The following is a 26340-nucleotide window of genomic DNA, read 5'->3' as shown; positions in this document are numbered from 1 at the left end:
ACCCGAACGGAGCGACCGCCTTGGACCCCACCGCGATCGACACCGAGCTGCGCGAGCGCCGGGCGCACGCCCGCACCCAGACCCAGCAGGCCGACACGAAAGCCGCCGCCCTCGCCGGGGCCGTCGTCCCCGGGCTCGCCGCCGCCATCGCCGCCGGAGCCCTCGTCGGCCTCCCCGGACCCGTCGCCGCCGTCGGCTGGGCCGCCGCCGCACTCGGGTTCGCCGTCCTCGGCGAACTCGGCGCGGTCCTGTGGCCCCGCCGCGGCACCGCCCCGGGCAAGCGCCACCGCGACAGCGATGCCCTCCTGGACTTCCTGGAAGGCAACGACCCCCGCGTCCTGCGCGCCTCCCTCGCCGCCGAAGTCTGCGACCTCGCCGCGATCCTCGACCGCAAGTACAGGTGGCTGCGCCGCGCCCTCACCACCGCGACCGCCGCCGCGGCCCTCGCCGCCCTCACCCTCATCCTCGCCGCCACCACCTGACACACCGAAGGAGCACACCCATGACCACACCCATCGCCACGACCGACGAGTGCCCCGTCTGCGGGACCACCGAGGACTGCCGCTGCTGCCTCGACTGCGGCGGGACCTTCGAGCACGGCGGCGGCACCTACGGGTGCGTCTGCTGGGACGAAGGCGACCACAGCCCCTCGTGCGACTGCGACGACTGCACCGGCTGGTACTAGGCCCGACCGGCCCGGCCCCGCGAGGGGCCGGGCCCCAACCCGAGAGGAGACACCGCCGTGATGGCCTTCTGCGCTGAATGCCAGCTCGTCTACGACCCCTTCGCCGAGGCGTGCCCGCACTGCCACCCGTCGGCCCGCACCTGCCCCCGGTGCCTGACCGACCTCGACCCGGACGGCGAATGCGACTGCTGCCCCTGGTGCCTCGACCTCACCTGGGGCGAGTGCGGCTGCGCCGACGACCTCGCCTACGCCGCCTACGAACGCGACCTCCGCGACCCCGACGACGACTACTAAATCGAGGGAGCACACCCATGACGACCAACGGACTGCTCGACGCCGCGCTCGACCTCGCCGCCCGCGGCTGGCCCGTCTTCCCCCTCGCCGAAGGCGGCAAGCGCCCCGCAATCAAGCAGTGGGAGACCCGCGCGACCACCGACCCCGACCGCATCGAACGGTGCTGGCGCGCCGGGGCGTGGAACATCGGCCTCGCCACCGGCCCCGCCGGACTGCTCGTGATCGACCTCGACCGGCCCAAGCCCGGACAGCAGCGCTACAACCCCGACGGCTCGATCTACACCGGCGCCGTCGGCTATGACGCCCTCGCCGCCGAAGCGGGCGGCGAGACCGGCTTCGGCGAGACCTTCACCGTCCGCACGCCCTCCGGCGGCTGGCACCTGTACTTCGCGCGCCCCGACGACCTCGCCGCCCGCAACACCGCCTCGAAGCTCGCCTACCTGGTCGACACGAGGGCAGGCGGCGGGTACGTCGTCGCGCCCGGGTCAGCCACCGACACCGGCACCTACGACACCGTCAACGGCGGCGAGCCCGCGCCGCTCCCGGCCTGGCTCGCCGACCGCCTCACCCCTGCCGACCGGCCCGCCCCCGCGGCGGCGAGGACCGTGCCGGCGCCCGCGCGACTGGCCCGCCGCGAGCGTCGCTCGGCCCGCCTCGCGGCCTACCTCGCTGCCGCGATCAACCGCGAGACGACCGCCGTCGCCACCACTGCCGAAGGCGGGCGCAACCACCGCCTCTACTGCGCCGCGGTTGCTCTCGGCCAGCTCGCCGCCTCCGGCTACCTCACCGACACCGAGGCCGCCGAGCCGCTCACCGCCGCCGCCCGCGCCGCGGGCCTCACCGAGCTGGAGACCGCCCGCACCATCACCTCCGGCCTCACCGCCGGAGCGAAGAACCCGCGCGTCTTCGACCTCGACTGAGCACCGCACGGCAGCAAAGCACTTAGGTATCTGCGACACCGAAGGAGCGCACGATGTTCGAATCCGGCCCCGACGGCCTCCCGCCCGACGACCCGGGCGTCTTCGCACCGCCCAAGCGCCAGACCTCCTGGAGCGCCGCCGAACTCGCCGCCGCGGTGTTCCCCGAACCGAAATGGGCCGTGCCCGGCATGATCTGCGAGGGCGTCAACCTGCTGTGCGGGCCCCCGAAGGTCGGCAAGTCCTGGGCGGGCTTCGGGCTCGCCCTCGCCATCGCCCGCGGCGACGACGCCTTCGGGTCCATCCCCGTCGAACAAGGCGAAGTCCTCTACCTCGCATTGGAAGACACCGCGCGCAGGCTTCAGGCCCGGATGCGGACCATCCTCGCGGGCTCGGCCGCTCCCGAGGACCTCACCATCGTCACCGAGTGCCCGCGCCTCGACCACGGCGGCGCCGACGCGATCGACGCCTGGCTGACCAACCACCCCCGGGCCCGCCTGGTCGTGGTCGACGTGTTCGCCAAGATCCGACCCGCCGCCGCGGGCCCGGGCACGAACGCCTACGACGCCGACTACGCCGCGATCGGCGCCATCAAGCGCCTCGCCGACAAGCACGCCGTCGCCTTCGTAGTCGTCCACCACGTTCGCAAGGCCGGGTCCGACGACTTCCTCTCCGAGGTCTCCGGCACCAACGGCATTGCAGGCGCCGCCGACGCAACCCTGGTCCTCAAGCGAGGCCGCGGCAAAGCCGACGGGCTCCTGCACATCACCGGCCGCGATGTGGAGGAAGTGGAGCACGGGTTCGCGTTCGACCCCACCCGCGGCGCCTGGACCCTCCTCGACGGCGACCCCCGCCGCCTCACCCAGACCGACAACCACACCACCGTCTACGACTGGCTGCTGGAGAACCCCGAGTCTGGGCCCGGCGCCATCGCGACCGGTACCGGGCTCAATCCCGAGTCGGTCAAGACCGCGCTGCGCCGCGGCGCCAAGGATGGCTGGTTCACGCCCAAGGAGCGTGGGCGGTGGGTCGCTGTCGAGTCCGGCGTTGACGCCGAGGGACTGTTCTGAACCCCTTTGAAACTTTGAACCCTTTGAACCCTTTACCGGTATAAGCCCAGCTAGATGCGGGTTCATCGAAAGGGTTCAAAAGGGTTCAACCCGAGAACGACACAGGCCCCGGCGCGAGTTGGAAGCCCGCCGAGGCCCGATCTAGAAAGGTTGTGACCCCAGCATGACACAGAGGAGCGCAAGGGAGATCGGCGCCCGGCGTCGCGCCGCCCGCAGAGAGCACTACCGGGCCCGGCTGCTCGGAGTCTCCGAGATGCTCGAACTGCTCGGCGTCTCCCGCCGCACCTGGCAGGAGTGGCGCGCCTGCGGCAAAGGGCCCGACTGCTACAAGCTCCCGAACGGTCGCGTCGTCTGCCGAGAGGACGACTTCGACCGCTGGCTGGAGAGCCTGCGCGAGGAAGCGGAGGTCCGCGCGTGAGCACCACCCGAGACGTGGTCATCTTCAAGACGAGGATCGTCAAGCGCGCTACCCGGCGCCCCCACAATGTCCGCTGGCGCACCGGCAAGGGCACCAAACCGCACAGCGAGTACTACGCGACCCCAGGCCAGGCAAAGGGTCAAGTCGCGATGCTGGAGTTCTGGCGCGGCAAGGGCGTCGAGTTTGACATGGAGACCGGACTGCCCCTGCCGGTCCTGGAAGAACGCAAGGCGAAGGAACAGGCGCAGGCCGAACTAGAGGCGCGCACTGCGCGGATGAGCGTCTACGAGCATCTGGAGGAGTTCGCACAGTACAAGTGGGGCAAGCGGTCCGGGAACTACCACACAGCCATCTCGGACTACGCCCGGGACATCATGGTTGCGCTGCTGCCACCGAGACCCGATTGGATCACGCCGAAAGCCCTCAACCTCGCGTTGCGGAACTGGGCGTTCAACCCGTCCAAGAACCTCGATGACGCCGATGACCTCACCATCGACATCCTCGGCTGGGTCGAAGAGTCCAGTCCGCCAATCGACATCCTGTCCGACCTCGACGTGCTCTCCGCGCTCCTGGACGAGATGACCATGAAGTACGAGGACCGCTCGTACACCGTCCGCATCCGAGCCTCCCCCAAGACCTTCGAGAAGCGCAAGACGCTCCTGCTCGGCGCGCTCAATTACGCGGTGATCAAAGACCGACTCGACGCCAACCCGCTGCACCACCCGAAGCTTGACTGGGAACGACCGACCGGGTTTCGGGTCGTGGACGAGTTGGACGAACGCGAGGTCGGCGACATTGAGCAAGCCGAATCGATGTTCGCGGCCGTCAGCTATGTGTGGCCGACCGGGCTGCGGTACGTTGCGGCCTTCGCCTGCGAGTACTACTCGGTCATGCGCCCCGAGGAGGTCGCCAACCTCCGCGACTACCAGTGCATCTTCCCGCCCGACGAGGCCGGTCCTGACGCCTGGGGAGACCTCGACCTCGACGGGGCACTGACCTACGTCGGCAAGGACTGGACCGACGACGGGCAGGCGCACGAGGCGCGGCCACTCAAGGGTCGCGCGATCGGACAGGTCCGGCATGGCATCATGCCGCCGCCGCTCGTGCGGTACCTGAAGTGGCACATCGCGACCTTCGGCGTGCAGCCGGACGGCCGCCTCTTCGCCACGCCTTCAGGCGGGCCCATCGTGCCGGGCACCATGTGGCTGCTATGGACGCTCGCCAGGGCCTACGGGCTCGGTCCGGTTGAGCAGAAGCGGAAGGTCCTGAAGTCGCCCTACATGCTCCGGAAGTCGGGCATCTGCCTACTGCTGTACCTTGGCGTGCCGCCTGCTGAGGTCGCCGAGATCGCCGGGCACACCGTGGAGATGCTCCACCGGGTCTACGACAAGGTCATTCGCAAGCTCCAGAACAAGTGGCGCGAGCGGGTCGGCAGGTTCTTCAAGACCAGGGATCTTGGGTAGAACACCACCCCTGTGGATACCCCGTGGATACACTCCGCGGGGTATCTGCATTCATGCAGGTCAAGCCCTATTTTTGAAATCGTAGGTTCTCGGTTCGAGTCCGAGGGGGCCCACCATCTTGGACGGTGCGGGGCCGCGGCCCGCGCCGTTCTTTTTCGTTGTCAGGGCCGGATGCCGTTGAGCAGGAGGTCCAGGAATCCCGCGGCGCCGCCAGAGACCGGTTCGGGGATCAGCGAGCGGTAGGGCATCGTCCCTGGGATCGCGTCGGTCGCCGCGAGTCGAGGGCGACGCGGCGGTCTCGCGTAAGTACCGGGCGCTGGCGGTGATGAGCGGGTTTCCCGCGGCCTCGGAGCTGTGACGTGGGGCATGATCGGCACCTTGGTGTTCACGAGGCTTGCCCGAGGGTTTGCTGGGGCGTAATGAGCCGGTGACACCGGACGGGCAGAGTAGTCGGCGAGGCCCCGGGGGACCGCGATCCGGTCGGGCCTCATGCCGCACCGGCGCGGCACGCATCGTGCATCACCGCCCGGAAGGAAACACCATGGACCACTACGCCATGCTCGCGATCCAGATGCTCAAGACCGAGGCCGAGTCGGCCCTGCCGAACGCGCCAGTGGTCGAGGACCGGCCCACGCTGCTCGACCGCATCGTCGGCGGCTTCGCCGCCGCACGGCACGGCTTCATCGCCCGCGACCTGCGCGTCCGCGGCGAGCTCGCGGCCCTGCCGTCGCGCGCCGACGTCCGCCGCGCCGCATAGCGCGAACACGGTCAGGGCCCGGGAGGCATGCCTCCCGGGCCCTTGTCGTGTCGCTTAGTTGACCTGCACGCCGTCGATGTACGCGCGCTCCACCGTCGAGTAGTAGTCGAGCGGGTCGCCCGACCACACGCAGAAGTCCGCGTCCTTGCCCGCTTCGAGCGAGCCGAGCCGGTCGGCCACGCCCAGGACCTCCGCGGGGTTGATCGTCACGGCCCGCAGCGCGGTCTCGCGGTCCAGGCCCGCCTTCACGCACTCCATGACCTGCACGATCAGGTACTGGATCGGCACGACCGGGTGGTCGGTCATGATGACGAGCTTGACGCCCGCCTCGGCCATCTTCACGGCGTTCGCGGGGAACCGCTTCGCGGTCTCGACCTTCGCGCGCGCGGTCAGCAAGGGCCCGAACAGGACCGGGATGCCCTTCTCGGCGATGACGTCGGCGAGCAGGTGCGCCTCGGTCCCGTGGTCGAGCACCAGCTGGTACCCGAACTCGTCGGCGACGCGGATCGCCGTGGCGATGTCGTCGGCGCGGTGGCAGTGCTGGCGCCAGGGGATCTCGCGGTCGAGGACCTTGACGAGGTTCTCCAGCTTCAGGTCCCGGTCGGGGTTCTCGGAGGCGCGGTGCTTCTCGGCGGCGATGAACGCCGACCGGAGCACGCCCGCGGTCCCCATGCGGGTCTTGGGGGTTTGGCCCTTCTCGCCGTACACGCGCTTCGGGTTCTCGCCGAGCGCCGACTTGATCCCGGCGGGGGAGCGGACCACGAGGTCGTCGACGCGCCGGCCCCCGGCGGTCTTGACGACGACGCACTCGCCGCCGATGACGTTCCCGGACCCGGGGTTGACGCACGCGGTGAGGACGCCGCCGGTGAGCGCGTCGGCGAAGCCGGGCTCGCTCGGGTTGATGCCGTCCAGGGCCCGCACGTGCGCGGTGTTCGGGTCGGTCATCTCGTTGGTGTCGTCGCCCGCCCAGCCCTCGCCGGTCTCGTGGACGCCGAGGTGGGTGTGGGCGTCGATGAGGCCCGGGACGATCCACTTGCCGGAAGCGTCGATGACTTCGGTGCCCGCGGGGACGGCGAGGTCGGGGCCGCCGACGGCGCTGATGCGGCCGTCCTCGACGATGATGACGCCCTGCTCGATCGGAGCCGACGTGATGGGGACGATCGTCGCGCCGGTGAGCGCGTACGCGGCATGGGACATGGACCCGCCTTCGGAATTCGACAGCAGCTTGCCGCCCAATCCTGCCGCATCAACTAGCCGAGCGGCTAATTGTTGACCGTATTGTGACCGGCCCTCACCCGAATCAGCGACCGCGGTTCACGACGCTGCTCGCGGTGCAGCTCAAGACGCCCACCGGATGATCTCCTTCGTCACCGTCTCCGGCGCCTCCTGCTGCGGGAAGTGCCCCACCCCGTCGAGGAGCTTCCACTCGTACCGCCCGTGCACGTACCGCCCCGACCCCTGCGCCGTCCGCGGCAGCACGCACGTGTCGAGCGCCCCGTGCAGCTGGAGCACCGGCACCGGCGTCGGCCGCTGGAGCAGCTTCACGAACCGCCGCCCCGCCAGCCCCACCGACGTGCGGAACGGCCACCGGAACGCCTCCAGCGCGCAGAACGCCGCCTGCGGGATCTGGATGACGTCCCTGCACGCCCGCACGTACTCCTGGAAGTCCCGCGTCCCCCGCCATCCCGGCCCCGACCACGCGTACATCAGGTCCGCGACTTTCCTTGCGTCCCAAGCCGTCAGCTTGTGCTCGTAGCGGGGCATCTGGAACGCGAACAGGTGCCGGGACGCCGACAGCTGCCCCTTCGGGTCCACCGCGAGCGCCGCGCGCTGGCGCAGCGGGTGCGCCGCGCCGAGGACCACGAGGGACTTGAACTGCCTGGGGTGGAACGCCGCCGCCGCGAACGCGAGGATCCCGCCGAGGTCGTGCCCGACCACGGTCGCCTCGCGCTCGCCGAGGGCCCGGACGAGCCCGACGACGTCGGCGGCCATCGTGTACGCGTCGTAGCCCTTCGGGGGCTTGTCGGAGGCGCCGTAGCCGCGCAGGTCGGCGGCGACGACGCGGAAGCCCGCGTCGGCGAGCGCGGGCATCTGGTGGCGCCACGCCCACCAGAACTCGGGGAAGCCGTGCAGGAGCAGGATGAGCGGGCCTTCTCCGGCCTCGGCCACGTGGAAGCGCGAGCCGTTGGCGTCGACTTGCCGGTGCGTCCAGGGGCCCTGCTTCAGGGCGGCGCTGTCGGCGAAGGTCTTGCGGGTCACGCGGACAGCGTACGAGGTGACGGAAGGGTCACGGCGGGCCGCCGGGCGCGGCCGTGGCCCGGATCGTAGATCCTATTTCCCATAGGAAACAGGATCTACGATCCGGAGCCCTCAGTCTTCCTTGCCGCCTTGCAGGCCGGTCTTGATGCGGCTCATGACGGTGTTGTCGGCGAGGGTCGTGACGTCGCCGATCTCGCGGTCCTCGGCGATGTCGCGCAGCAGCCGCCGCATGATCTTGCCCGAGCGGGTCTTCGGCAGCTCCGCCACGATGATGACCTGGCGGGGCTTCGCGATGGCGCCCAGCGTCTTCGCGACGTGCGCGCGCAGCTCCGCGAGGTGCTCGGGGCTCGACTCCGACTGCCCGCGCAGGATCACGAACGCGACGATGCCCTGGCCCGTCACCGGGTCCGACGCCCCCACGACAGCCGCCTCCGCCACGGTCTCATGGCTCACCAGCGCCGACTCCACTTCGGTCGTGGAGATGTTGTGCCCCGACACCAGCATGATGTCGTCGACCCGGCCGAGGAGCCACAGGTCCCCGTCGTCGTCCTTCTTCGCGCCGTCCCCGGCGAAGTACATGCCGTCGAAGTGCGCCCAGTACGTGTCGAGGAACCGCTGGTCGTCGCCCCAGATCGTGCGGAGCATCGACGGCCACGGCTCGCGGATCACCAGGAACCCGCCGCCGCCGTCCGGCACCGACTCGCCCTGCTCGTCGACGACGTCGACGCTGATCCCCGGGAGCGGCCGCTGCGCCGAGCCCGGCTTCGTCGCCGTCACGCCCGGCAGCGGCGACACCATGATCGCGCCGGTCTCGGTCTGCCACCACGTGTCCACCACGGGCGTCGACCCGCCGCCGATGTGCTCGCGGTACCACACCCACGCCTCGGGGTTGATCGGCTCGCCGACCGAACCGAGGACCCGCAGGCTCGACAGGTCGAACTTGGCGGGCACGTCGTCGCCCCACTTCATGAACGTGCGGATCGCCGTCGGCGCCGTGTACAGGATCGTCACCCCGTACTTCTGCACGATCTCCCAGAACCGGCCCGTGTGCGGCGTGTCCGGGGTGCCCTCGTACATGACCTGCGTGGCGCCGTTCGACATGGGCCCGTAGACGATGTACGAGTGCCCGGTGACCCAGCCGATGTCGGCGGTGCACCAGTACACGTCGGTCTCGGGCTTCAGGTCGAACACGGCGTGGTGCGTGAACGACGCCTGCGTCAGGTACCCGCCCGACGTGTGCAGGATGCCCTTCGGCTTCCCCGTCGTCCCCGACGTGTACAGGATGAACAGCGGGTGCTCCGCGTCGAACGGCTGCGCCTCGTGCTCATTGGACGCCCCGCCGACGGCGTCCTCCCACTTGACGTCGCGGTCGTTCCACGCGACCTCCTGCCCCGTGCGGGTCACCACGAGGACCTGCTCCACCGACGGGCACGATTCGAGCGCCTCGTCCACGGTGGGCTTGAGCGCGAACGCCTTCCCCTTGCGGAACCCGCCGTCGGCGCAGATCACGAGCTTCGCGCCCGCGTCGTCGATGCGGCTCGACAGCGCCGCGGCGCTGAACCCGCCGAACACCACCGAGTGCGGGGCGCCGATGCGCGCGCACGCCAGCATCGCCACCGCGGCCTCGGGGATCATCGGCATGTAGATGACGACCCGGTCGCCCGCCTCCACACCCAGATCGGTGAGCGCGTTCGCGGCCCGCTTGACCTCGTCGAGCAGCTCCGCGTACGTGACCGCGCGCGTGTCGCCCGGCTCGCCCTCGAAGTGGATCGCCACCCGGTCGCCGAGGCCGTTCGCCACGTGCCGGTCGAGGCAGTTCGCGCTGACGTTCAGCTCGCCGCCGGTGAACCACTTCGCGAACGGCGGGTCGTCCCAGTCCAGGACCCGGTCCCAGTCCTTCGACCAGTCGAGCCGGCGGGCCTGGGCCTCCCAGAACGCGAGGCGGTCGGCGGCGGCTTCGTCGTAGGCGGCCGCCGTGACGTTCGCCGCCTGAGTGAACTCGGGGGACGGCGGGAAGGTCCGGTCCTCCGACAGGAGATTGGCAAGCGTCTCTTGCGGGGTATCTGCCACTGGTATTGGCTCCTTACAGATCTACGCGCCAATGCGCGACTGTGAGGCGGGTCTATGTCCGGTAACACTACCGCGCATTCGGCGACACGGAACGTGCCCCTGAGGCGGGCACCGGCATCTGGGACCTGCCGTCGCCGAACGGCCCGTGGACGGGCGTCGGGCGGCCGCCGAGCGGCCCGCCCCCCGTCGGGTCCGCCCGGCCGGTTCGCTCTCCTCGGGGACCCTTGCACGCCGATTCGCCGGGTATCGTCGGAGCGGTGTCGACCCGCGAAGTCCGATACTGTTCTGTGACTGCCCTCTAGCCCGCCCGGTGCGCCGTTTGCGTGCTCCGCACTAAAGGTAAGGTTCCGCCCGTGGATCCTCTCGCGCCTCTCCTCGAACTCTCCGAGGTCGCCGACGCCCTGGAGAACGCCCGAGCCGGTGTCGACCGCATGCTCTGGCACGAGGCCCTGCGCGGCGGCGAAGCGGCCGAGGCCCTCGTCGGGACCGAGGTCGCACTGCACTCGGCCTCCGCGACCCTCGCCCTCGACGGGTACGACTGCGACGTGGAGCGCCTGCGCGCCGGGGACTTCGACGACCCGGTCGTCTCCGGCGTCCTCGCCGTCACCGACGCCCTCCCGTCCCTCGCGGGCGTCTGGCCCGTCTCCCCGCGGTACGTCCTCGCGAAGCTCCACCTGCTCGCCACCCGCGACCTCCCCGACGCCGGCGTCGACTTCGAGCCCGGCCGCATCGAGGTCGACGAGTCCGGGTCTGCGCGCATCAACGCCCTGTGCGCCCTGGTCACCAACCCCACCAAGGAGATCCCGGCCGCGATGGCCGCCGCCGTCGTCCACGGCGAGCTGTTGTCGGTGCGCCCGTTCCCCGTCGCCAACAACGTGGTCGCCCGCGCGGCGGCCCGGCTCGCGCTGGCCAGCAAGGGACTCGACCCGAAGCTGCTCATCACCGTCGACGCCGGGCACCTGGAGCGACAGCCCGAGTACGTGGGCGCGCAGCGTGCCTGGTCGACCGGCACACCCGACGGGGTCCGGTCCTGGCTCAAGCACTACGGCAAGGCCCTGGAGGCCGGGGCGGCCGAGACGCTCCAGATCTGCTCGGAGCTCATGAAGGACGCGTAAGACGCGGAAGGCGCCTCATGAGGTAAGACCCTTACCCCATAAGGCGCCCTTCGGTTCCTTAGTTCACTGAGCCCTTACGGCTTACTCGCCTGCGAGTTCGGCGCGCAGCTGCTCCTTCTCCTCGCGGCGGCGCTTCACTCCGGCGTCGATGTGCTCGATCATGGCCTCGCGCTGCTTGCGCAGCAGCACGAAGCCCAGGACCATCGACACGAGCAGGCCCGCGGCGAGCGCGAGCAGCGCGTTGATGAAGAACATCAAGGGGACGGCGACGACGGCGACGAGCGCCACGCGCGCGAGGTAGAACTTGGCGACCGGGTTCATGCGGGCCGCTCCTCTCCGAAGGTGCGGACCCCTGCGTACCACAGGGGCGCGTAGACGAGTGCTGCGGTGAGTCCGGCGAGGCCGCCGGCGAGCATCGGCGGCCACGTCGGGGGCAGGAGCACCCCGACGGCGAGCCCGGCCCCGAGGCCGAGCATCACGCCGACGAGCATGACGCCCCAGCGGGCCGCGCCGCCGTAGCGCCGGAACTGCTCGGTGTACGCCCACACGGTCGGCAGCGCGGCGATCCACCCGGAGGTCTCGCCGAACGGCCGCCCGCTCGGGAACACGAACAGCAGGTCGATGACGACGAGGACGACCGCGCCCATCACGAAGTACGCGAGCGCGGTCCCCAGCAGCTGGCCGAGGGTCCCGGCCGCGGGCGTCTCCGGTTTCGACTGTGCCATGGCAGGTTCGAGGGGCGCCGCTAGAACTTCACGGACTGCGGCTCGGCCCGGCGCTCGGCGATCGTCTGGGGCCCTTCGTACTCGCGCACCACGTCGTAGCGGGTGTTGCGCTCGACGGGCCGGAACCCGGCGTCGCGGATGAGCTCCAGGAGGTCGTCGCGGGTCATCTTGTCAGGCGTGCCGTACTCGTCGGCGTCGTGGGTGATCTTGTACTCCACGACCGAGCCGTCGAGGTCGTCGGCGCCGAAGGAGAGGGACAGCTGCGCGACGTCGAGGCCGTGCATGACCCAGAAGCACTTGACGTGGTCGAAGTTGTCGAGCAGGAGCCGCGAGACCGCGAAGACCTTGAGGGACTCGGCCGGGCTCGCCATCGTGGTGCGCGCCTGGAGCTTGTTGCGGATCTTCCCGTCCCGGGAGTCGTGGAAGTCGTGCTGGTAGCGCAGGGGGATGAACACGGCGAAGCCGCCGGTCTCGTCCTGGAGCTCGCGCAGGCGCAGCACGTGGTCGACGCGGTGGCGGGGCTCCTCGATGTGGCCGTACAGCATCGTGGCGGGGGTGCGCAGGCCCTTGGAGTGGGCGAGGCGGTGGATGCGCGACCAGTCCTCCCAGTGGCAGTCGTGGTCGACGATGTGCTGGCGGATCTCCCAGTCGAAGATCTCGGCGCCGCCGCCGGTGAGCGACTCCAGGCCGGCCTCGATGAGCTCGTCGAGGATCTCGTCGGCGCTCAGGCCGGAGATCTTCTCGAACCACTGGACCTCGGTGGCGGTGAACGCCTTCAGGTTCACCTCGGGGAGGGTCTCCTTGAGGGCCTTGAGGACCCGCGGGTAGTAGCGCCACGGGAGGGTCGGGTGGAGGCCGTTGACGATGTGCAGCTCGGTGGGGGCGTCGCCCTTCATCTGCTCGGCGAGGGCCACTGCCTGCTCGACGCGCATCGTGTACGCGTCGGCCTCGCCGGGCTTGCGCTGGAACGAGCAGTACGCGCAGGACGCGGAGCACACGTTGGTGAGGTTGAGGTGGCGGTTGACGTTGAACATGGTCCGGTCGCCGTTCTTGGCGGTGCGGACCCCGTGCGCGAGGCGGCCGAGCCAGGCGAGGTCGTCGACCTCGTACAGCCCGACGCCGTCCTCGAAGCTCAGCCGCTCGCCCGCGGCGAGCTTCTCCTCGATCCCGGCCTTGAACCTGGCGGTGTCGTCCATGGCGCTCCCAACGTTGTCGCGTTCGGTGCCAGCGTAGCGCCGCGGCCACGCCGCGGCCGCCGCGCACGATTCGCTTGTGAGGCCGTGAACGCGCCTACAGTATCCGTGGCTTCCGTCCGGATCCCGTCCGCTGATGCTGTGTGATCCGATCCTCAAGAGGATTGACCGGCGTCTGCGGCCGGTCTTCCCGCGGCGATACCGCTGCCGGCAGGGCCGGTCTTGCGCGGTTTCCGTCGGGCTGTTTTCACGTGGCCCGGCGACTCCAGGTCCACGGCGGTCTTCTGCGCGAGGTTCCGCAGGTTAAGCGCGGCGTTGAGGTCGCGGTCGATGACCGCGCCGCACTGCTCGCAGGCGAAGGTCCGCTCGGACAGGCGCAGTTTGGTTTTCACCGCGCCGCAGGACGAGCAGGTTTTCGAAGTCGGCGACCAGCGGTCGGCGGTCACCAGGACGCCGCCGTTCCAGGCGGTCTTGTATTCGAGCCGGCGACGGATCTCACCGAGCGAGGCGTCCGCGATCCGCCTCGCGAGAGGTCTGTTGCGGAGCATCCCTGCGACATGGAGGTCTTCGACCACGATGGTGCCGTAGCTCCGTGCGAGGCGGCCGGTGAGCTTGTGTACGGCGTCTCCGCGCTGTGCGGCGACCTTTCGATGCAGCCGCGAGATCCGCTGCCGTGCTTTCTGCCACCGATGCGACGGCGCCTTTCCCGGGGCCGGCCCCTCCCTGCGGGCCAGAACACGGTTCGCCCTGCGCAGCCGCTGCTGTGCCGCCTCCAGCCGACGCGGGTTGGGAACGAACTCACCGGTCGAGAGCACCGCGAGGTGTTTGACCCCCAGATCGATGCCGACCACAGCTTCCGGCTGCTCCGGCGTTCGTTCCCGGTGCTCGATCTCGCAGGTGAATGACACGAACCAGCGGCCCGAGCGCTCCATCGCGAGCGTGGCAGAGAGGATCCGACCGGTCCCGCGGAGCAGGTGCCGATGCAGCTTCGCCGTGTTCTCGAAGGTACGGATCGTGCCGATTCGCGGCAGGGTGATGTGTCGGCGATCCGCCTCGGCTCGGATCGCGCCGGTGGTGAAGGAGCACGAGAGCCGGGACCTGCGTAGTTTGGGCCGCGGGAAGCCCACCGGCTTCCCCTTACGGCTCCCGAGCTTGGAGGCGCGCCAGTTCTCCAGTGCGGCGGCGAGGTCGGCGCACCCGGAGGCGTACGCCTCTTTGGAGTTCGCCGCCCACCAGGGCGCGACTTGCTCCTTCCGGGTGTTCCAGGCCTTGCGCAGCCTGTACGCCGACCAGTCGAGGACCGGAGTGAGCGCTGCCTCCGCGATGCCGTAGGACCGCTCGGCCCGCCGCTGGTCGAGGTTCGCCTTCACCAGGCCGAGCATGTGGTTGTAGGCGAACCGCCGCCCGCCGCAGTGGGACAGGAACGCCGTGACCTGATCGGGCCGGGGGTCGAGCGCGAAGCGGTATGCCTTCACCACCTTCATGCGCTCACCCCGAATCGATCAAGCTGCTGGGTTTCGGACACCAGGACTAACGAGTGACGGCCATGAAGGTGACGGTATCGCGGAAGAAATTCTTCTCGACCGGTTCGGATGCCGATATGCAGGCCATCAGGGGCGTGCACCTCTCAACAGGGCCGAGCGGCCGCGATACGCGTCGGGAGTTCTTTTTCGGGTGGAATCGACGCGGTACTATTTCGACGCGACCCCCCACAGAAGGACACCTCACATGCGCGTTTCACGGTTCGGTGCCCGCATGATCGCCGCCGCGAGTGCCGCGGCCGTCGTCTTCGGCGGGGCGCTGCCCGCGTTCGCCGAGCCCGGCGTGACGGTCCCCGACGACGGCTCCAGGCCCCTCGGCGGGGCGGGCGACGACACGCCCGTCACCAACCCCGAGACCGCCGACGGCCCGCTCGGCGACCAGATCACCGCCGCGTCGATCGACCTCGCGCAGCTCGCCGAGGAGACCACCGACGCGCAGCAGGAGTGGACCGCCCGCGAGACCCGCCTCGCCACCGCGCAGACCGAGTGGACCGCCACCACCGCCGAGCTCGCGGCCGCGCAGGAGGCCCTCGACTACGCTGCGGGCGAGGCCTACGCCGACACCGCGGGCGTCCCCGACACCGAGCTGCCCGACCTGTCCGGGCTCGCGCCCCTCGGCGGCGAGTGGGACCTGCCCGCGCTCTCCTCCGACCTCGACGAGGCCGCCACCGCCGAGCAGGTCGCCCGCGCCGCCTACGACGCCGCCGTCCTCTCCGCCGACCGCGCCGAGACCCGCTACCTCGCCCTCGACACCGAGTTCGACGCCGCCCAGGCCGCGCTCGACGCGCTCGTCGAGGAGAACCGCGAGGCCCTGGAGCAGCTCGAACGCGAGCGCGAGGCCGCCGCCGCCCAGTACTCCGACGACTTCTCGTCCGAAGTCGACGGCTGGGACGCCGCCCCCGAGGCGAAGAAGGCCGTCGAGTACGCGCTGGCGCAGCTCGGCGACCCGTACGTGTGGGGCGCCGAAGGGCCCGACTCGTTCGACTGCTCCGGCCTCGTCCAGTCCGCGTACGCCTATGCGGGCGTGAGCCTCCCGCGCGTCGCCGCCGACCAGTACAACGCGACCCGCGACAAGCCCGTCGACGTCGAGAAGCTCCTCCCCGGCGACCTCCTCTACTGGTGGGACGACCCCGGGAACTGGCAGTCCGTCTACCACACCGGCATGTACCTCGGCGACGGCAAGATGATCCAGGCCCCGCGCACCGGCGACGTCGTGAAGATCTCCTCGATCTGGTTCACGAACTTCGCGGGCGCCCACCGGGTCGTCGACGCCATCCAGACCGACCCCGACGCGGGCGACCCGACGCAGACCCCCGGCGAGCCCAGCTCGCCCGACGACGACCCGACCACGCGCGACCCCCGGCCCACGCCCAGCGAGACCGAGTCGCCCGACCCGGAGCCCACCGACAGCGAGACGCCGTCCGAGTCGCCCTCGCCGAGCCCCAGCGACGACCCGCAGACGCCCACCGAGGACGAGGGCGAGTCGCCCACCCCGACGCTGGCCGACACCGTCGCGGGGGCGCTCACGCGCGAGACCGAGTCCTGAGAGGCGTCCCCGGGTAGTGGGAAGGCGTGCACGCGACGCGACCGGATGATGGCACGATGGTGATCTGAAGTGCCCGATTGACGACGCTCCAGCCCCGAGGAGGCTTCCGTGGACGGAAACAGCTGTAGCTCCTGCGGCCAGCGGCTCACGTCCGGGCAGCGCCGCTGCCCCCAGTGCGGCGCCCCCCTGCCGCCCCCGCTCGGCGGCTTCCCGGCGGAGCCGAACTACCCGCCGCCCGCCGGGTACGGCACGCCGTCCTACGCGCCTCCCGGTGCGCCCCAGGCATACGGCGCGGCCGCGGTCCCCCAGTACGCCCCGCCCGGCGAACCCCAGGGCTACGCGGCCCCGCCCGAACCCCAGTACGCGCCGCCCGGCGCCTACCAGCCCACCGCACAGCCGCAAGGGGCACCGCCCCAAGGCGTCGCACAGCCCCCGCAGCCCGCACCGCCCCTGAACCAGGGCTACGCCGCCGTCCCGTCCCCGAACCAGCCGTACGGCGCCCCGCAGCAGCAGTGGGGCCCGCCGCCCGCCCAGGGCTCGGCCGCCGTCCCGCAGCCCGTCCCCCCGCAGGGCCAGGCCGCCGTGCCCCAGTACGGCTCCGCCTCCGTGCCGCCGCCCGCGCCCGCCTACGGCGCCGCGCAGGTCCCCGCGTACCCGCCGCCGCACCCGCAGGGCCAGTACCCGCCCTACCAGCCGCCGCAGCCGCCCGGCCAGCCCTACCAGTCGGCCCCGCCGCCGTACCAGTCCTCGCAGTCGCTGCCGCCCGTCGCGGCCGCCCCGGCGACGGTCCCGCCGGTCTCCCCGCCGCCCCCGGCCTTCCCGCCGCCGAGCGCGAACCCGGCGTTCACCGACTCGCCCTCGGCGTCCTCCCCGGTCACCGGCGCGCCCTACGCGCCCCCCGCGGGCAGCGGCTTCAGCCTGCCCTCGGCCGAATCCGGCATGTTCGCGCCCCCCGGCGCCCCGCCCGCGCCGGACCTCCCGGCCCCGGCCCCGGACGGCACGCAGATCCTGCGCCGCACGCCCCCGCCCGTCGACGCGCCCTTCGCCGACCCGGGCCCGACCGCGCCCGCCGTCCCCGAAGCCGCCCCGCCCGGATTCAGCGTGCCCTCCTCCGAGAGCAGCCCCGGCGCCGCCTACGCGCCCGGCTTCACCGTCCCCGCGGCCGAACCCGCCGAACCGGCCGTCAGCTTCAGCAGCCCCGCGTCCGCGAGCCCGGCCGCCGCGAGCCCCGCCCCCGAGCCCGAACCCGCGCCGCCCTCCGCGACCCCGGCCCCCGAGCCGCTCGCCGAAGACGACGACGAGGACGCCGCCTGGGACACCCTCCCCGACCCCGAGGACCCCGACGACGACGCCGAGCTCACCGAGGACGACGAGTCCGCGCTGGCGGGCCTCGGCGACGACGTGCCCGGCGAGTCCCTGCCGCCCGCGCCCGACGACGCGCCGGGCCTGGGGGACGACCCCGAATCCGTCGTGGAGCCCGAGCTGGAGGAGGCCCTTGCCGTCGCGGCGGTCGTGGACGCCCCGAGCCCCGGCGCCGACCTGGTCGAGACCGCGGACGCCGCGGCCGACCTCGCAAGCGCACCTGTGGAGGACGTCCCCGAGCCGGTGATCGGCCTGGGCGCCAAGGCGTTCAGCGACGCCGTGCTCGGCGATGCCGTCGAGAAGGCCTCCGCGGACCTCGAATCCGGGGTCACCGTCAACGAGCGCACCGGCAACGAGCGCACCGACGGTCCCGACGCGACCGGCCCGGCCGAGTCCGCCGCGGTCGACCCGACCCCCGAGCCGACGCCGCCCCCGGAGCCGACCCCGCCGGTCCCCACACCGCCGGTGCCCGACCCGCTGCCGGAACCGACGCCGGTCCCGGAGCCGGAACCGGTCCCGCACCCCGAGCCGACGCCGCCGCAGCCGCCCGCGCCGGGCCCCGTGCCGGACCCCGAGCCTGTGCCGCGCCCTGAGCCCACACCGCCGCCGTCGTACCTGTACGCCGACGACAGCCCGTTCTCCGACGCCGCCCCGTACGAGGAGCCGCTCCCCACGCCGACGCCCGCCGCCGCGCAGGAGGACGCCCCGGTCGAGGCCGACACGCCGCCGTCCGGGGCCCCCGAGGAGGGCCCGCAGACCGAGGTCGAGTCGTCGCGCAAGAAGATCGTGAACGCGCCCGACATCAGCCTGTTCGAGGAGCCGAGCACCAAGACCGGCGCGCACAAGCTGCCGCCCGCGTCCTGGCCGCCCGCCGACGAGGACGGCTACCGGCGCGGCCTCGCCCGCGTCAAGAACCACCTCGACCGCTCCGAGCTGCCCGAGCACATCCCGCTCCCGCGGCCCACCGTCTACGGCGCCAAGCCCGAGGACGGCGACGCCGAAGCTTGACCCGTCCGCGCCGCGGCCTGACCACTCTGTGCCTCGTCCTGCTGCAATAGCCCGAAAACGCGTCCGCCGTCCCCGCGCCCGGTCCATCCTGGTCCTGACGGGCCGCCCGGCGGCCCTGCGAACGGGGAGGGGAGCAGCATGGCCGAGCGCCGTGTGAAAGTGAGCACAGAGGTCGGGATCCAGGCGCGGCCCGCGACGGTCTTCGTGGAGACCGCGGCCTCGACGCCCGGCGAGGTGACCATCGCGAAGAGCGGTGAGGGCCAGACGCACGATGCGAAGTCGATCCTCCAGGTCCTCGTCCTCGACGTGCGCCCCGGCGACGAGATCGTCCTGACCGGCGATGACGAGGAGGTCCTCGACCGGCTCGTCGCGCTCGTCACCGACGACGAGACCGCGGGCGCCGACGGCGGGAAGGACCTCGCGGACATCGACGAACGCTGAAGCGTCCGTGACGCCGGCGACGCCGCCGCCCTCTCGGGACGGTCCTAGGACCCGGGAGGGGGCTACCGTCGGAAGCGTGAACAACGCGCGACGCCCGAGGGTCGGCCACATCGCCTTCCTCAACTGCATGCCCATCTACTGGGGACTGGCCCGCACGGGCGCGCTGCTCGAATTCGAGCTGCGCCGCGACGCGCCCGACGAATTGAGCCGCCTCCTCGTCGAAGGCGACCTCGACATCGGCCCGATCACCCTCGTCGAGTACCTGAAGCACAGCGACGACCTGCTGCTCATCCCCGACCCGGCGGTCGCCGCCGACGGCCCGGTCCTCAGCGTCAACCTCGTGTCGAAGGTCCCGCTCGCCGACCTGCCCGCCGAGCCGCGCGTCTCGCTCGCGTCGTTCTCGCGCACCGGCGTGCTCCTCGGCAAGATGCTCCTGGAGGACCGCTACGGCCGCAGGCCCGTCTACCGGGTCACCGCGCCCGACGTCGAGTCCGCGCTCGACGGCGCCGATGCCGCCGTCCTCATCGGCGACGAGGCCCTCCGCGTCCACCACGACCCGCAGGGCGCGCATGTGCTCGACCTGGCCGCGGAGTGGAAGGACTGGACCGGCCTGCCGATGGTCTTCGCCGTATGGGCCGTGCGCCGCGACTACGCCGAGGCCCACCCCGGGCTCGTCAAGGACGTGCACCTCGCGTTCCGCGACTCCGTGCGCCTCAGCCGCGCCGAGATCGACGCGGTCGTCGCCTCCGCGGCCCGCTGGGAGCCCTTCGCGCCCGCCGCGCTCGCCGAGTACTTCGACCGGCTCCAGTTCGGCCTCAGTGAGCGGCACCTCGCGGGCCTGCGGGAATTCGCCTCCCGCGCCGCCCGTTACACGGAAGTGAAGGACCTTTCGCCCGAAGGGCCCGAATTCTTCGACAGCGACATCTAGGTAGCCCGAACGAACACCCCCGGAAGACGAGAGGACCGCCCCGTGGCCATCGAGCTGAAGCAGCCCCGCAAGAACCGCCCCGCGTGGCACAAGCTCACCGTCAGCGCCGTCCGGGCCCTCACCGGCGACGCCGTCGAAGTCACCCTCGCCGTCCCCGAGCACCTGCGGCCCGCGTTCGACTTCAAGCCCGGCCAGCACCTCACGTTCCAGCGCGTCGAGCCCGACGGCTCCGAGGTCCGCCGCTCGTACTCGCTCGCGTCGACGCCGCGCGAGCTCGCCGAGCGCGGCACGCTGCGCCTGGGCATCCGCTCGATCCCCAAGGGCTCCTTCTCCGGGTACGCGAACCGGAGCCTCCAGCCCGGCGACGTCCTCGAAGTGCTCCCGCCGCTGGGGCACTTCTGCACCGACATCCGGTCCGACCGCCACTACGGCTCGGTCGTCGCCGGGTCCGGGATTACGCCGATCATCGCGATCGCCACCGCCGCGCTCGAATCCGGTGCGACCGTGACCCTCCTGTACTCCAACCGGACCGAGGACACCACGATGTTCCTGCCCGAGCTGCGGGAGCTCGAACGCGTCCACGGCGACCGCCTGCGCCTCCACCACGTGCGCACCCGCACCGAGGGGCCCACGCCGCTGCTCACCGGCCGCCTCACGCCCGAGCGGCTCCGCGAGGTCCTCGCGACCGTGGTCGACGCGGGCGAGGTCGACGAGTGGTTCCTGTGCGGGCCGTACGAGATGGTCCTCGGCGTCAAGGAGGTCCTCGAAGAGGCCGGGACCGGGGAGATCCACACCGAGCTGTACACGGTGTAGCGCGAACCCGCGAGTAACCCACGAGTCAATCCGTTCGGGCGCACTGTCCCGGAGGGCCCCCGGGCGGATACGCTTCGTGCATGGCCGAGATTGACGACGTCCTCGCCCGCGCCGCCGACGGCGGCGCCATCAGCGCCGAGGAAGCCCTGCTGCTCTACACCGAAGCGCCCTTCCACCCGCTGGCGGAGGCCGCGGACGCGGCCCGGCGGCGCGTCGTCGGCGACAACATCGTCACGTACATCATCGACCGCAACATCAACTACACGAACGTGTGCGTCACCGCGTGCAAGTTCTGCGCGTTCTACCGCGCCCCCAAGCACGACGAGGGCTGGGCCCACCCGATGGAGGAGGTCCTGCGCCGCTGCGGGGAGGCCGTGAGCCTCGGCGCCACGCAGGTCATGCTCCAGGGCGGGCACCACCCCGACTTCGGCGTCGAGTACTACGAGGAGCTGTTCTCCTCCGTCAAGCGCGAGTACCCGCAGCTGATGATCCACTCCATCGGGCCCTCGGAGATCGCCCACATGTCGAAGGTCTCCGGCGTGGAGATCGACGAGTCGATCCGCCGCATCAAGGCCGCCGGGCTCGACTCCATCGCCGGTGCGGGCGCCGAGATGCTCCCAGCGCGGCCGCGGACCGCGCTCGCGCCGCTCAAGGAGTCGGGCGAGCGGTGGCTGGAGATCATGGAGGCCGCGCACGGGCAGGGCCTCGAATCGACCGCGACGATGATGATGGGCACGGGCGAGACCGCGGCCGAGCGGATCGAGCACCTGCGGATGATCCGCGACGTGCAGGACCGCACGGGCGGGTTCCGCTCGTTCATCCCGTGGACGTACCAGCCGGAGAACAACCACCTGAAGGGCCGCACGCAGGCGACGACCCTGGAGTACCTGCGGCTCTTGGCGACCGCGCGGCTGTTCTTCCACAACGTGAAGCACCTCCAGTCGTCGTGGCTGACGACCGGGAAGGCCTCCGGGCAGCTGAGCCTCCACCTCGGCGTCGATGACCTCGGCTCGATCATGCTGGAGGAGAACGTGATCTCCTCGGCGGGCGCCCGCCACCAGTCGCGCCTCTCGGAGCTCATCGGCCTGATCCGCTCCGCCGACCGCATTCCGGCGCAGCGGAACACGCTGTACGAGCGCATGGCGATCCACTGGACCCCGGAGGACGACCCGACCGACGACCGCATCCGGTCGCATTACTCGACGATCGTCGCCGAGTTGCAGGTGAAGTGACATGAAACGCGAAACGCCCCGGGCATCGCCCGGGGCGTTTCGCTTGCGCTGCTAGAGCAGGTGGCCTATCTCGGCCTTGATGAGCTGGGCGTTGACGCCGGAGTTGGGGCAGCCGCCGAAGTGGTGGAGGGCGACGACCTCGTGGGTGTCGCGGGAGATGACCGGGGAGCCGGAGGAGCCGAACTCGGTGTCGCAGTAGTAGGAGACGTCGCTCCCGGCGATGTAGCCGTCGTAGACGGCGTTCTTCACGACGCAGTTGCCGCCGTCCACCGAGGACTCCATGGCGATCTCGGTGGGCCGCCCGGCCGGGTGCTGCGGGATGTAGATCGCCTCGCCCGCCTTCGCGGGCTCGTCGGCGAGCTCCAGGTAGCCGAACTGGTCGATCCGCTTGAAGTCGTCCACGGTGAACAGGGTGTAGTCCAGGGGCTTCGAGGTCTTCAGGACCTGCTGGCCGCCGACCTTCACTGGGATGTTCGCGGCGTCCGCCCCGCACGCGACGCAGTCGTACCCGAACCAGACCTCCGTCTGCTGGGCCTCCCACGTCTCGGTGAAGCAGTGGTGGTTCGTGAGCATCCGGTTGTCCTCGCCGACGCGGAACGCCGTGCACAGCACCGTCCCGTCGATGAGCAGGCGCGCCACCGGTTCCGCGTGCTCCACGACCTCCGGGTACGAGGACCGGTAGCAAGCCGAGGACTTCTTCTCGTCGCTCGCAGAGCAGACGCTCTCCTCCGGGCGGGCCGCGTCGGCCTGCTCGGCCACGAGCGCGTCGACCACGTCGGAGGCGAACCCGTACGCGGCCCGGTCGATGAGGACCCCGAGCGCGTCCGAGGCCGGGCTCGACTCGGCCCGGTGCAGCTCCACGATCGCGGTGTCGCCGGTGATCGAGGTCGCCCACTGGTCGACCATGGACTCCTCGTACCGGTACGACTCGGCGCCGTCGGGGCTCGACACCGTCACGTAGTCGCCCTCGTTCAGCAGCAGCCGCTCGAAGTGGACCTTCACGTACCCGGCGTCGGGCCCGGAGACCGTGACCGCGTCCTGGGAGTCCGCGTACGTCAGCGACTCGGTCAGCTCCTCGACCTCGCCGACGTCGACCAGGCCAAGCAGCGAGTCGTCCACCGGGAGGATCTCCGCAGCGCCCGCGAGGGCCTCCGACACCGGGTCGTCGGCGAACGCCGTGGGGACCACGACCGCCGCGCCGCCCAGCGCCAGGGCGCCCGCGGTCGCCGCCAGGACAACCTTGCGGCGCTTGCGCTTCCCGCTCCCGACGCCTCCGGCGCCGTCCCGATCCGCCCGCGGTCTCCGCTCGCTCGCCGCCACTGCCGGCCCCTTCCGTGAGAGATGTTTCCACGGTTGAAACGAGTGAGCGGCCCGGAAGTTGCGCGTACTCACGCGAACCAGTGAGCGTCACAGGCAGCGGATGCGGCCCGGTCCCTCTGGCCGGGGCAGGGTGCGCGCTCGCGTGGACCGGTGAGCGTCACAGGCGGAGCGTCGCAGAAGGAGAGAGCGCGGCGGCTCAGACCTCGTACCGGTGGCGTCCCGCGGCCGCCTCCGGCGGCCTGCACGCGCCGTGGACCTCGTTGAGGCCCCTGCGGGTCACCAGGACCAGGAGCTTGTCGCCGTGGGCGATCTGGAAGCCCGCGTCGGGGTTCCAGCGGATGTTCCCGGTCGGGCGGCGCACCGCCAGCAGCCGGTGCGAGCCGGGCACGGTCGCCTTGTGCGCGGGCACGTCGTCGAGCCACGCGCCCTCCTCCACGGTGACCTCGGCGATGTACGCGATCTGGCCGCGCACCGGGATGGTCTCCAGGATCTCGTCCTCGGTCAGCTCGCGCGCGAACGACCCGGCCGCGACCTGCGGTGCGCTGTACGACGAGTGCTGCGACGCCTCGTGCAGGGACCGGTTCTTGTTCAGGTTGCGGCGGATGAGCGCCGCGAACTCGGGGTCGTAGATGCGCATGACCGTGCGCAGGTCCGGTTTGCACTCCAGGCCCGACAGCGCCGTCTCCAGGTTCGCGGAGTCCTGCTTCGCCATCGCCACCAGAGACCGCGAGTACTTGACCTCGGCCTCCTGGAGCGTCGCGGGGCGGCTCGCGTCCCCGAGGAGCACCTGCGCGCCCGCGGCCCGCGCCGCCCGCACCCCGATCGCGTCGCGGTCCTTCTCGATGGCCACCACCGGAATCCGCCGCTCCCGCAGCGTCTCCACGACCCGGGTCCCCATGTTGCCCAGGCCGACGACGATCACGTGGTCGCGGACCGCGCGCACCATGCGGCCCTCCGCGAGCGCGTACCGGCGCTCCACGACGGCCTGCACGATCGCACCGGTGACGACCGGGATGAGCAGCGCGCCCGAGACGACCACGACGACGTGCGTCAGCCGCAGCTCCCAGTGGTCGGTCGTGTCCGGGTCGGCGCCGCCCGCGGCCATCATCGCGAGCATGTACAGGGCGTCCCAGAAGTCGCCGTTCACTTCGCGGCTCGCGTTGAGGCTGTTCACCGTCAGCAGCGTCGTCATGCCGCCGAGCATCACGACCATGAGGACGGCCGCGGCCATCCACAGGCCCTTGGAGAACGTGCGCCGCAGCGTGTGCAGCGACTGCCGGAACCACTGCGCGACCCGCCCCAGCATCGGCTTGACCCATCGCCGCGCGGCGACCGGCTCCAGGCACAGCAGCCGCACCGCCTCGTCGGCGTCCTCGGGGTTGTCGGGGTCCGGGGGGATCATGTCGACGCCGAACTCGTTGCCGGTGGCGACGACCCACTGCGCCTGGGCGCGCGGGTCGGCGGCGCGCGCGAGATACAGGCGCCGGTCCCAGATGACGATGTCGCCGGGAGGGATCTGCTCTAGGGCCGCGGCCGCGTAGGTGCGGGCGACCATGTCGGCGTCGGACTTGACGAACACGCCGTCGTCGCCGAGGAGCTTCTGCATGTGGGCGCGCAGGCCGCTGTTGTACATGCGGATGACCAGGCGCGGGAGGGTGTCGTCGTTGAGGTAGCGGGACATCTCGCGCAGCTTCAGGGCGAGGTGGAGGTTCCCGACGTCGTTCTGGTCCATGAGGGCCACGGCGTACGCGTCGGTGAGGCCGGCGTCGCGGATGACGTCGGCGTCGACGGTGCGGGCCTCGCGCACGGTGAGGCGGGGGTTGTGCTCGGCGGCGCGGCGGATCTCGTCGCGCTGGCCGCCGGGGCCGGAGGGGATGACGGCGACGACGTGGAACGCGAAGTTGTCGACGAGGTTCCTGATGAACCTGAGGGTGAGCCCGTTGTCGCCGACGACGATGACGCGGCGCTCGTGGCGCGCGTCGTCGAAGCCGTCCTGCCGGGGGTGCATGACTGTCAGTGTAAGGAATGTTCGCAAACGGTTGCGGTACAGGCGTTCACGGAATCTTCACAAGTGGCCGGTCCGGCGGGCCGGTCAGGCCGGGCGGGCGAGGCGGGACAGGAGCTTGTCGACGTCGGTCTCGTAGTCGTACCAGTCGACGTCGTGGACGAAGCCGAGCTCGCCGTTGATCCAGCGGACGTCGTCGGCGGTGTCGAGGGTCCAGGTCTGGACGTCGACGAGCTGCGGTTCGGCGCGGCGCAGCTCGGTGAGGAGGCGGGCCTTCATGGTCATGGCGAGCCCGTAGGAGCGGTGGGCGGGGGCGACGACGGTGTCGTACTGGTCGGCGCGGGTGGGCCGCTGCGCGGAGACGACGAGCTCGGTGAGGCCGACGACGTTCCCGAAGGGCTCGGAGACGGCGACGGCGATGTGGGACCGCATGCCGCGGCGCGCGAGGGTCTGGAACGAGTCGCGCAGGGCCGGGGCGTAGGCCGAGCCGCGCCACTCGGGCACGAACGCGACGTTCCCGGGCGCGGACCGCAGGTTCGCCTTGACGTCGGCGTAGGAGTCCATGAGGCGGTCGGGGACGCCCCCGGCGTGGTATTCGAGGCGGTACCCGGCGGCGAGGCGCCCGGCGGCGTGCTCGATCTTCTCCCAGTCGATCTCGGCCCAGCGCAGGAGGTGGCGCTGCTCGACGGTGGAGCGCGCGAAGCCGTGCCGGTCGTAGAACCCGACCGCGGGGGTGGTGGCGATGACCTCGACGGAGAGGGTCCGGCAGCCGCCCGCCTTCGCGCATTCGGCGACGGCGCGGAGCAGGCGCGTGCCCACGCCCTTGCCGCGCGCGGAGGGCCGGGTGGACATCTCGACGACGCCGGTCCCGGCCTGCTCGCCGCCGAAGACGATGAGGCTGGCGTGGCCGACGAGGTCGCCGTCGGCGTCGCGGTCGAGGAAGAGGTGCCGCTCGTCCTCGGGGAGGGTCGCTTCGAGGTAGTCGCGGAGGCGGTCGGTGCGCCAGCGCGGTTCGGCCGGCATGTCCGCGGCGGTCATGTCGTTGAGCACCGAGCACCAGTCGCGGAGGTCGTCGTCCGTCATCTCGCCGGGGGCGAGCTGCTTCAGGGGCATCTCTTATCCTTACCCGAAATCGTCACCGAACGGAACCCCCGGCTCACGGAAAGCAGCGGTCGGGG

General features: G+C 71.4%; 25 protein-coding genes. 15 read left to right on the top strand and 10 right to left on the bottom strand.

Annotation, left to right across the window (positions count from 1 at the left end; translation table 11 throughout):
• Positions 1 to 20 precede the first annotated feature (20 nt).
• From WA640_RS05565 to WA640_RS05530, 8 genes are all read left to right on the top strand, one after another.
• The gene (locus WA640_RS05565) at positions 21 to 482 is read left to right on the top strand and encodes a Pycsar system effector family protein (protein ID WP_335986503.1); all 462 of its coding nucleotides are present in this window, start codon (positions 21 to 23) and stop codon (positions 480 to 482) included.
• A 20-nt stretch (positions 483 to 502) separates the two neighbouring features.
• Positions 503 to 685 carry a hypothetical protein gene (locus tag WA640_RS05560; protein WP_335986502.1) on the top strand — a complete coding sequence of 61 codons (183 nt, stop codon included), beginning with the start codon at positions 503 to 505 and terminating at the stop codon, positions 683 to 685.
• Between the two features lie 57 nt (positions 686 to 742).
• Complete coding sequence (locus WA640_RS05555; protein ID WP_335986501.1) at positions 743 to 979, top strand: hypothetical protein; 237 nt, start codon at positions 743 to 745, stop codon at positions 977 to 979.
• A gap of 17 nt (positions 980 to 996) precedes the next feature.
• The gene (locus WA640_RS05550) at positions 997 to 1899 is read left to right on the top strand and encodes a bifunctional DNA primase/polymerase (RefSeq protein WP_335986500.1); all 903 of its coding nucleotides are present in this window, start codon (positions 997 to 999) and stop codon (positions 1897 to 1899) included.
• A gap of 53 nt (positions 1900 to 1952) precedes the next feature.
• The gene (locus tag WA640_RS05545; protein WP_335986499.1) at positions 1953 to 2966 is read left to right on the top strand and encodes an AAA family ATPase; all 1014 of its coding nucleotides are present in this window, start codon (positions 1953 to 1955) and stop codon (positions 2964 to 2966) included.
• 163 nt (positions 2967 to 3129) lie between these two features.
• On the top strand, positions 3130 to 3384 hold the full coding sequence (locus WA640_RS05540) for a helix-turn-helix transcriptional regulator (RefSeq protein WP_335986498.1): 255 nt from the start codon (positions 3130 to 3132) through the stop codon (positions 3382 to 3384).
• Between the two features lie 14 nt (positions 3385 to 3398).
• A complete protein-coding gene (locus WA640_RS05535; RefSeq protein WP_335986497.1) occupies positions 3399 to 4847 on the top strand; it encodes a tyrosine-type recombinase/integrase in 1449 nt (482 codons plus the stop codon).
• 541 nt (positions 4848 to 5388) lie between these two features.
• Positions 5389 to 5604: a hypothetical protein gene (locus WA640_RS05530; RefSeq protein ID WP_106364115.1), complete on the top strand. Its 216-nt coding sequence runs from the start codon at positions 5389 to 5391 to the stop codon at positions 5602 to 5604.
• A gap of 54 nt (positions 5605 to 5658) precedes the next feature.
• Here the strand turns inward: WA640_RS05530 and WA640_RS05525 are convergent, their stop codons facing one another.
• The 3 genes from WA640_RS05525 to acs all read right to left on the bottom strand — a co-directional run bounded on the left by WA640_RS05525 (position 5659) and on the right by acs (position 9933).
• Complete coding sequence (locus tag WA640_RS05525; RefSeq protein WP_335986495.1) at positions 5659 to 6801, bottom strand: amidohydrolase; 1143 nt, start codon at positions 6799 to 6801, stop codon at positions 5659 to 5661.
• A 141-nt stretch (positions 6802 to 6942) separates the two neighbouring features.
• Positions 6943 to 7863, bottom strand: a complete 921-nt coding sequence (locus WA640_RS05520; RefSeq protein WP_106364114.1) for an alpha/beta fold hydrolase — start codon at positions 7861 to 7863, stop codon at positions 6943 to 6945.
• 111 nt (positions 7864 to 7974) lie between these two features.
• A complete protein-coding gene (acs, locus tag WA640_RS05515) occupies positions 7975 to 9933 on the bottom strand; it encodes an acetate--CoA ligase (RefSeq protein ID WP_335986494.1) in 1959 nt (652 codons plus the stop codon).
• A 353-nt stretch (positions 9934 to 10286) separates the two neighbouring features.
• Here acs and WA640_RS05510 point away from each other — a divergent pair, with 353 nt between their 5' ends.
• The gene (locus WA640_RS05510; RefSeq protein ID WP_106364112.1) at positions 10287 to 11048 is read left to right on the top strand and encodes an oxidoreductase; all 762 of its coding nucleotides are present in this window, start codon (positions 10287 to 10289) and stop codon (positions 11046 to 11048) included.
• A gap of 81 nt (positions 11049 to 11129) precedes the next feature.
• Here the strand turns inward: WA640_RS05510 and WA640_RS05505 are convergent, their stop codons facing one another.
• The 4 genes from WA640_RS05505 to tnpB all read right to left on the bottom strand — a co-directional run bounded on the left by WA640_RS05505 (position 11130) and on the right by tnpB (position 14450).
• On the bottom strand, positions 11130 to 11369 hold the full coding sequence (locus WA640_RS05505) for a DUF4229 domain-containing protein (protein WP_335986493.1): 240 nt from the start codon (positions 11367 to 11369) through the stop codon (positions 11130 to 11132).
• Complete coding sequence (locus WA640_RS05500; RefSeq protein WP_335986492.1) at positions 11366 to 11773, bottom strand: hypothetical protein; 408 nt, start codon at positions 11771 to 11773, stop codon at positions 11366 to 11368. The genes WA640_RS05505 and WA640_RS05500 overlap by 4 nt, the downstream gene beginning before the upstream one ends.
• A 20-nt stretch (positions 11774 to 11793) precedes the next feature.
• Positions 11794 to 12969, bottom strand: coding sequence for an aminofutalosine synthase MqnE (gene mqnE / locus WA640_RS05495; RefSeq protein ID WP_106364109.1), 1176 nt, complete (start codon positions 12967 to 12969; stop codon positions 11794 to 11796).
• A gap of 152 nt (positions 12970 to 13121) precedes the next feature.
• Entirely contained in the window at positions 13122 to 14450 is a 1329-nt protein-coding gene (gene tnpB / locus WA640_RS05490; protein WP_335986490.1) for an IS607 family element RNA-guided endonuclease TnpB, read from the bottom strand.
• 244 nt (positions 14451 to 14694) lie between these two features.
• On the opposite strand from tnpB, the gene WA640_RS05485 reads away from it, so the two are divergent.
• From WA640_RS05485 to mqnC, 6 genes are all read left to right on the top strand, one after another.
• The gene (locus WA640_RS05485; protein WP_335986489.1) at positions 14695 to 16053 is read left to right on the top strand and encodes a C40 family peptidase; all 1359 of its coding nucleotides are present in this window, start codon (positions 14695 to 14697) and stop codon (positions 16051 to 16053) included.
• A 108-nt stretch (positions 16054 to 16161) separates the two neighbouring features.
• Positions 16162 to 18423, top strand: coding sequence for a hypothetical protein (locus tag WA640_RS05480; RefSeq protein WP_335986487.1), 2262 nt, complete (start codon positions 16162 to 16164; stop codon positions 18421 to 18423).
• 138 nt (positions 18424 to 18561) lie between these two features.
• Positions 18562 to 18864, top strand: coding sequence for an HPr family phosphocarrier protein (locus WA640_RS05475; RefSeq protein WP_335986486.1), 303 nt, complete (start codon positions 18562 to 18564; stop codon positions 18862 to 18864).
• Positions 18865 to 18940: 76 nt separating this feature from the next.
• Positions 18941 to 19792 carry a menaquinone biosynthetic enzyme MqnA/MqnD family protein gene (locus WA640_RS05470; RefSeq protein WP_335986485.1) on the top strand — a complete coding sequence of 284 codons (852 nt, stop codon included), beginning with the start codon at positions 18941 to 18943 and terminating at the stop codon, positions 19790 to 19792.
• A gap of 42 nt (positions 19793 to 19834) precedes the next feature.
• Entirely contained in the window at positions 19835 to 20605 is a 771-nt protein-coding gene (locus WA640_RS05465) for an FAD-binding oxidoreductase (RefSeq protein WP_335986484.1), read from the top strand.
• Positions 20606 to 20685: 80 nt separating this feature from the next.
• On the top strand, positions 20686 to 21837 hold the full coding sequence (gene mqnC, locus WA640_RS05460; RefSeq protein WP_106364104.1) for a cyclic dehypoxanthinyl futalosine synthase: 1152 nt from the start codon (positions 20686 to 20688) through the stop codon (positions 21835 to 21837).
• Between the two features lie 51 nt (positions 21838 to 21888).
• Here mqnC and WA640_RS05455 read toward each other — a convergent pair whose 3' ends face one another.
• The 3 genes from WA640_RS05455 to WA640_RS05445 form a co-directional block, all read right to left on the bottom strand.
• Positions 21889 to 23157, bottom strand: coding sequence for a trypsin-like serine peptidase (locus tag WA640_RS05455; RefSeq protein ID WP_335986483.1), 1269 nt, complete (start codon positions 23155 to 23157; stop codon positions 21889 to 21891).
• 196 nt (positions 23158 to 23353) lie between these two features.
• Positions 23354 to 25165 (bottom strand): potassium channel family protein, encoded by a 1812-nt coding sequence (locus WA640_RS05450; protein ID WP_335986482.1) that lies wholly within the window; start codon positions 25163 to 25165, stop codon positions 23354 to 23356.
• An 84-nt stretch (positions 25166 to 25249) separates the two neighbouring features.
• A complete protein-coding gene (locus WA640_RS05445; protein WP_106364101.1) occupies positions 25250 to 26275 on the bottom strand; it encodes a GNAT family N-acetyltransferase in 1026 nt (341 codons plus the stop codon).
• Positions 26276 to 26340 lie beyond the last annotated feature (65 nt).

The sequence above is a fragment of the Glycomyces sp. MUSA5-2 genome (assembly GCF_037034145.1).
Classification (GTDB): domain Bacteria; phylum Actinomycetota; class Actinomycetes; order Mycobacteriales; family Micromonosporaceae; genus Glycomyces; species Glycomyces artemisiae.
This window is presented reverse-complemented; position numbering and strand designations above follow the sequence as displayed.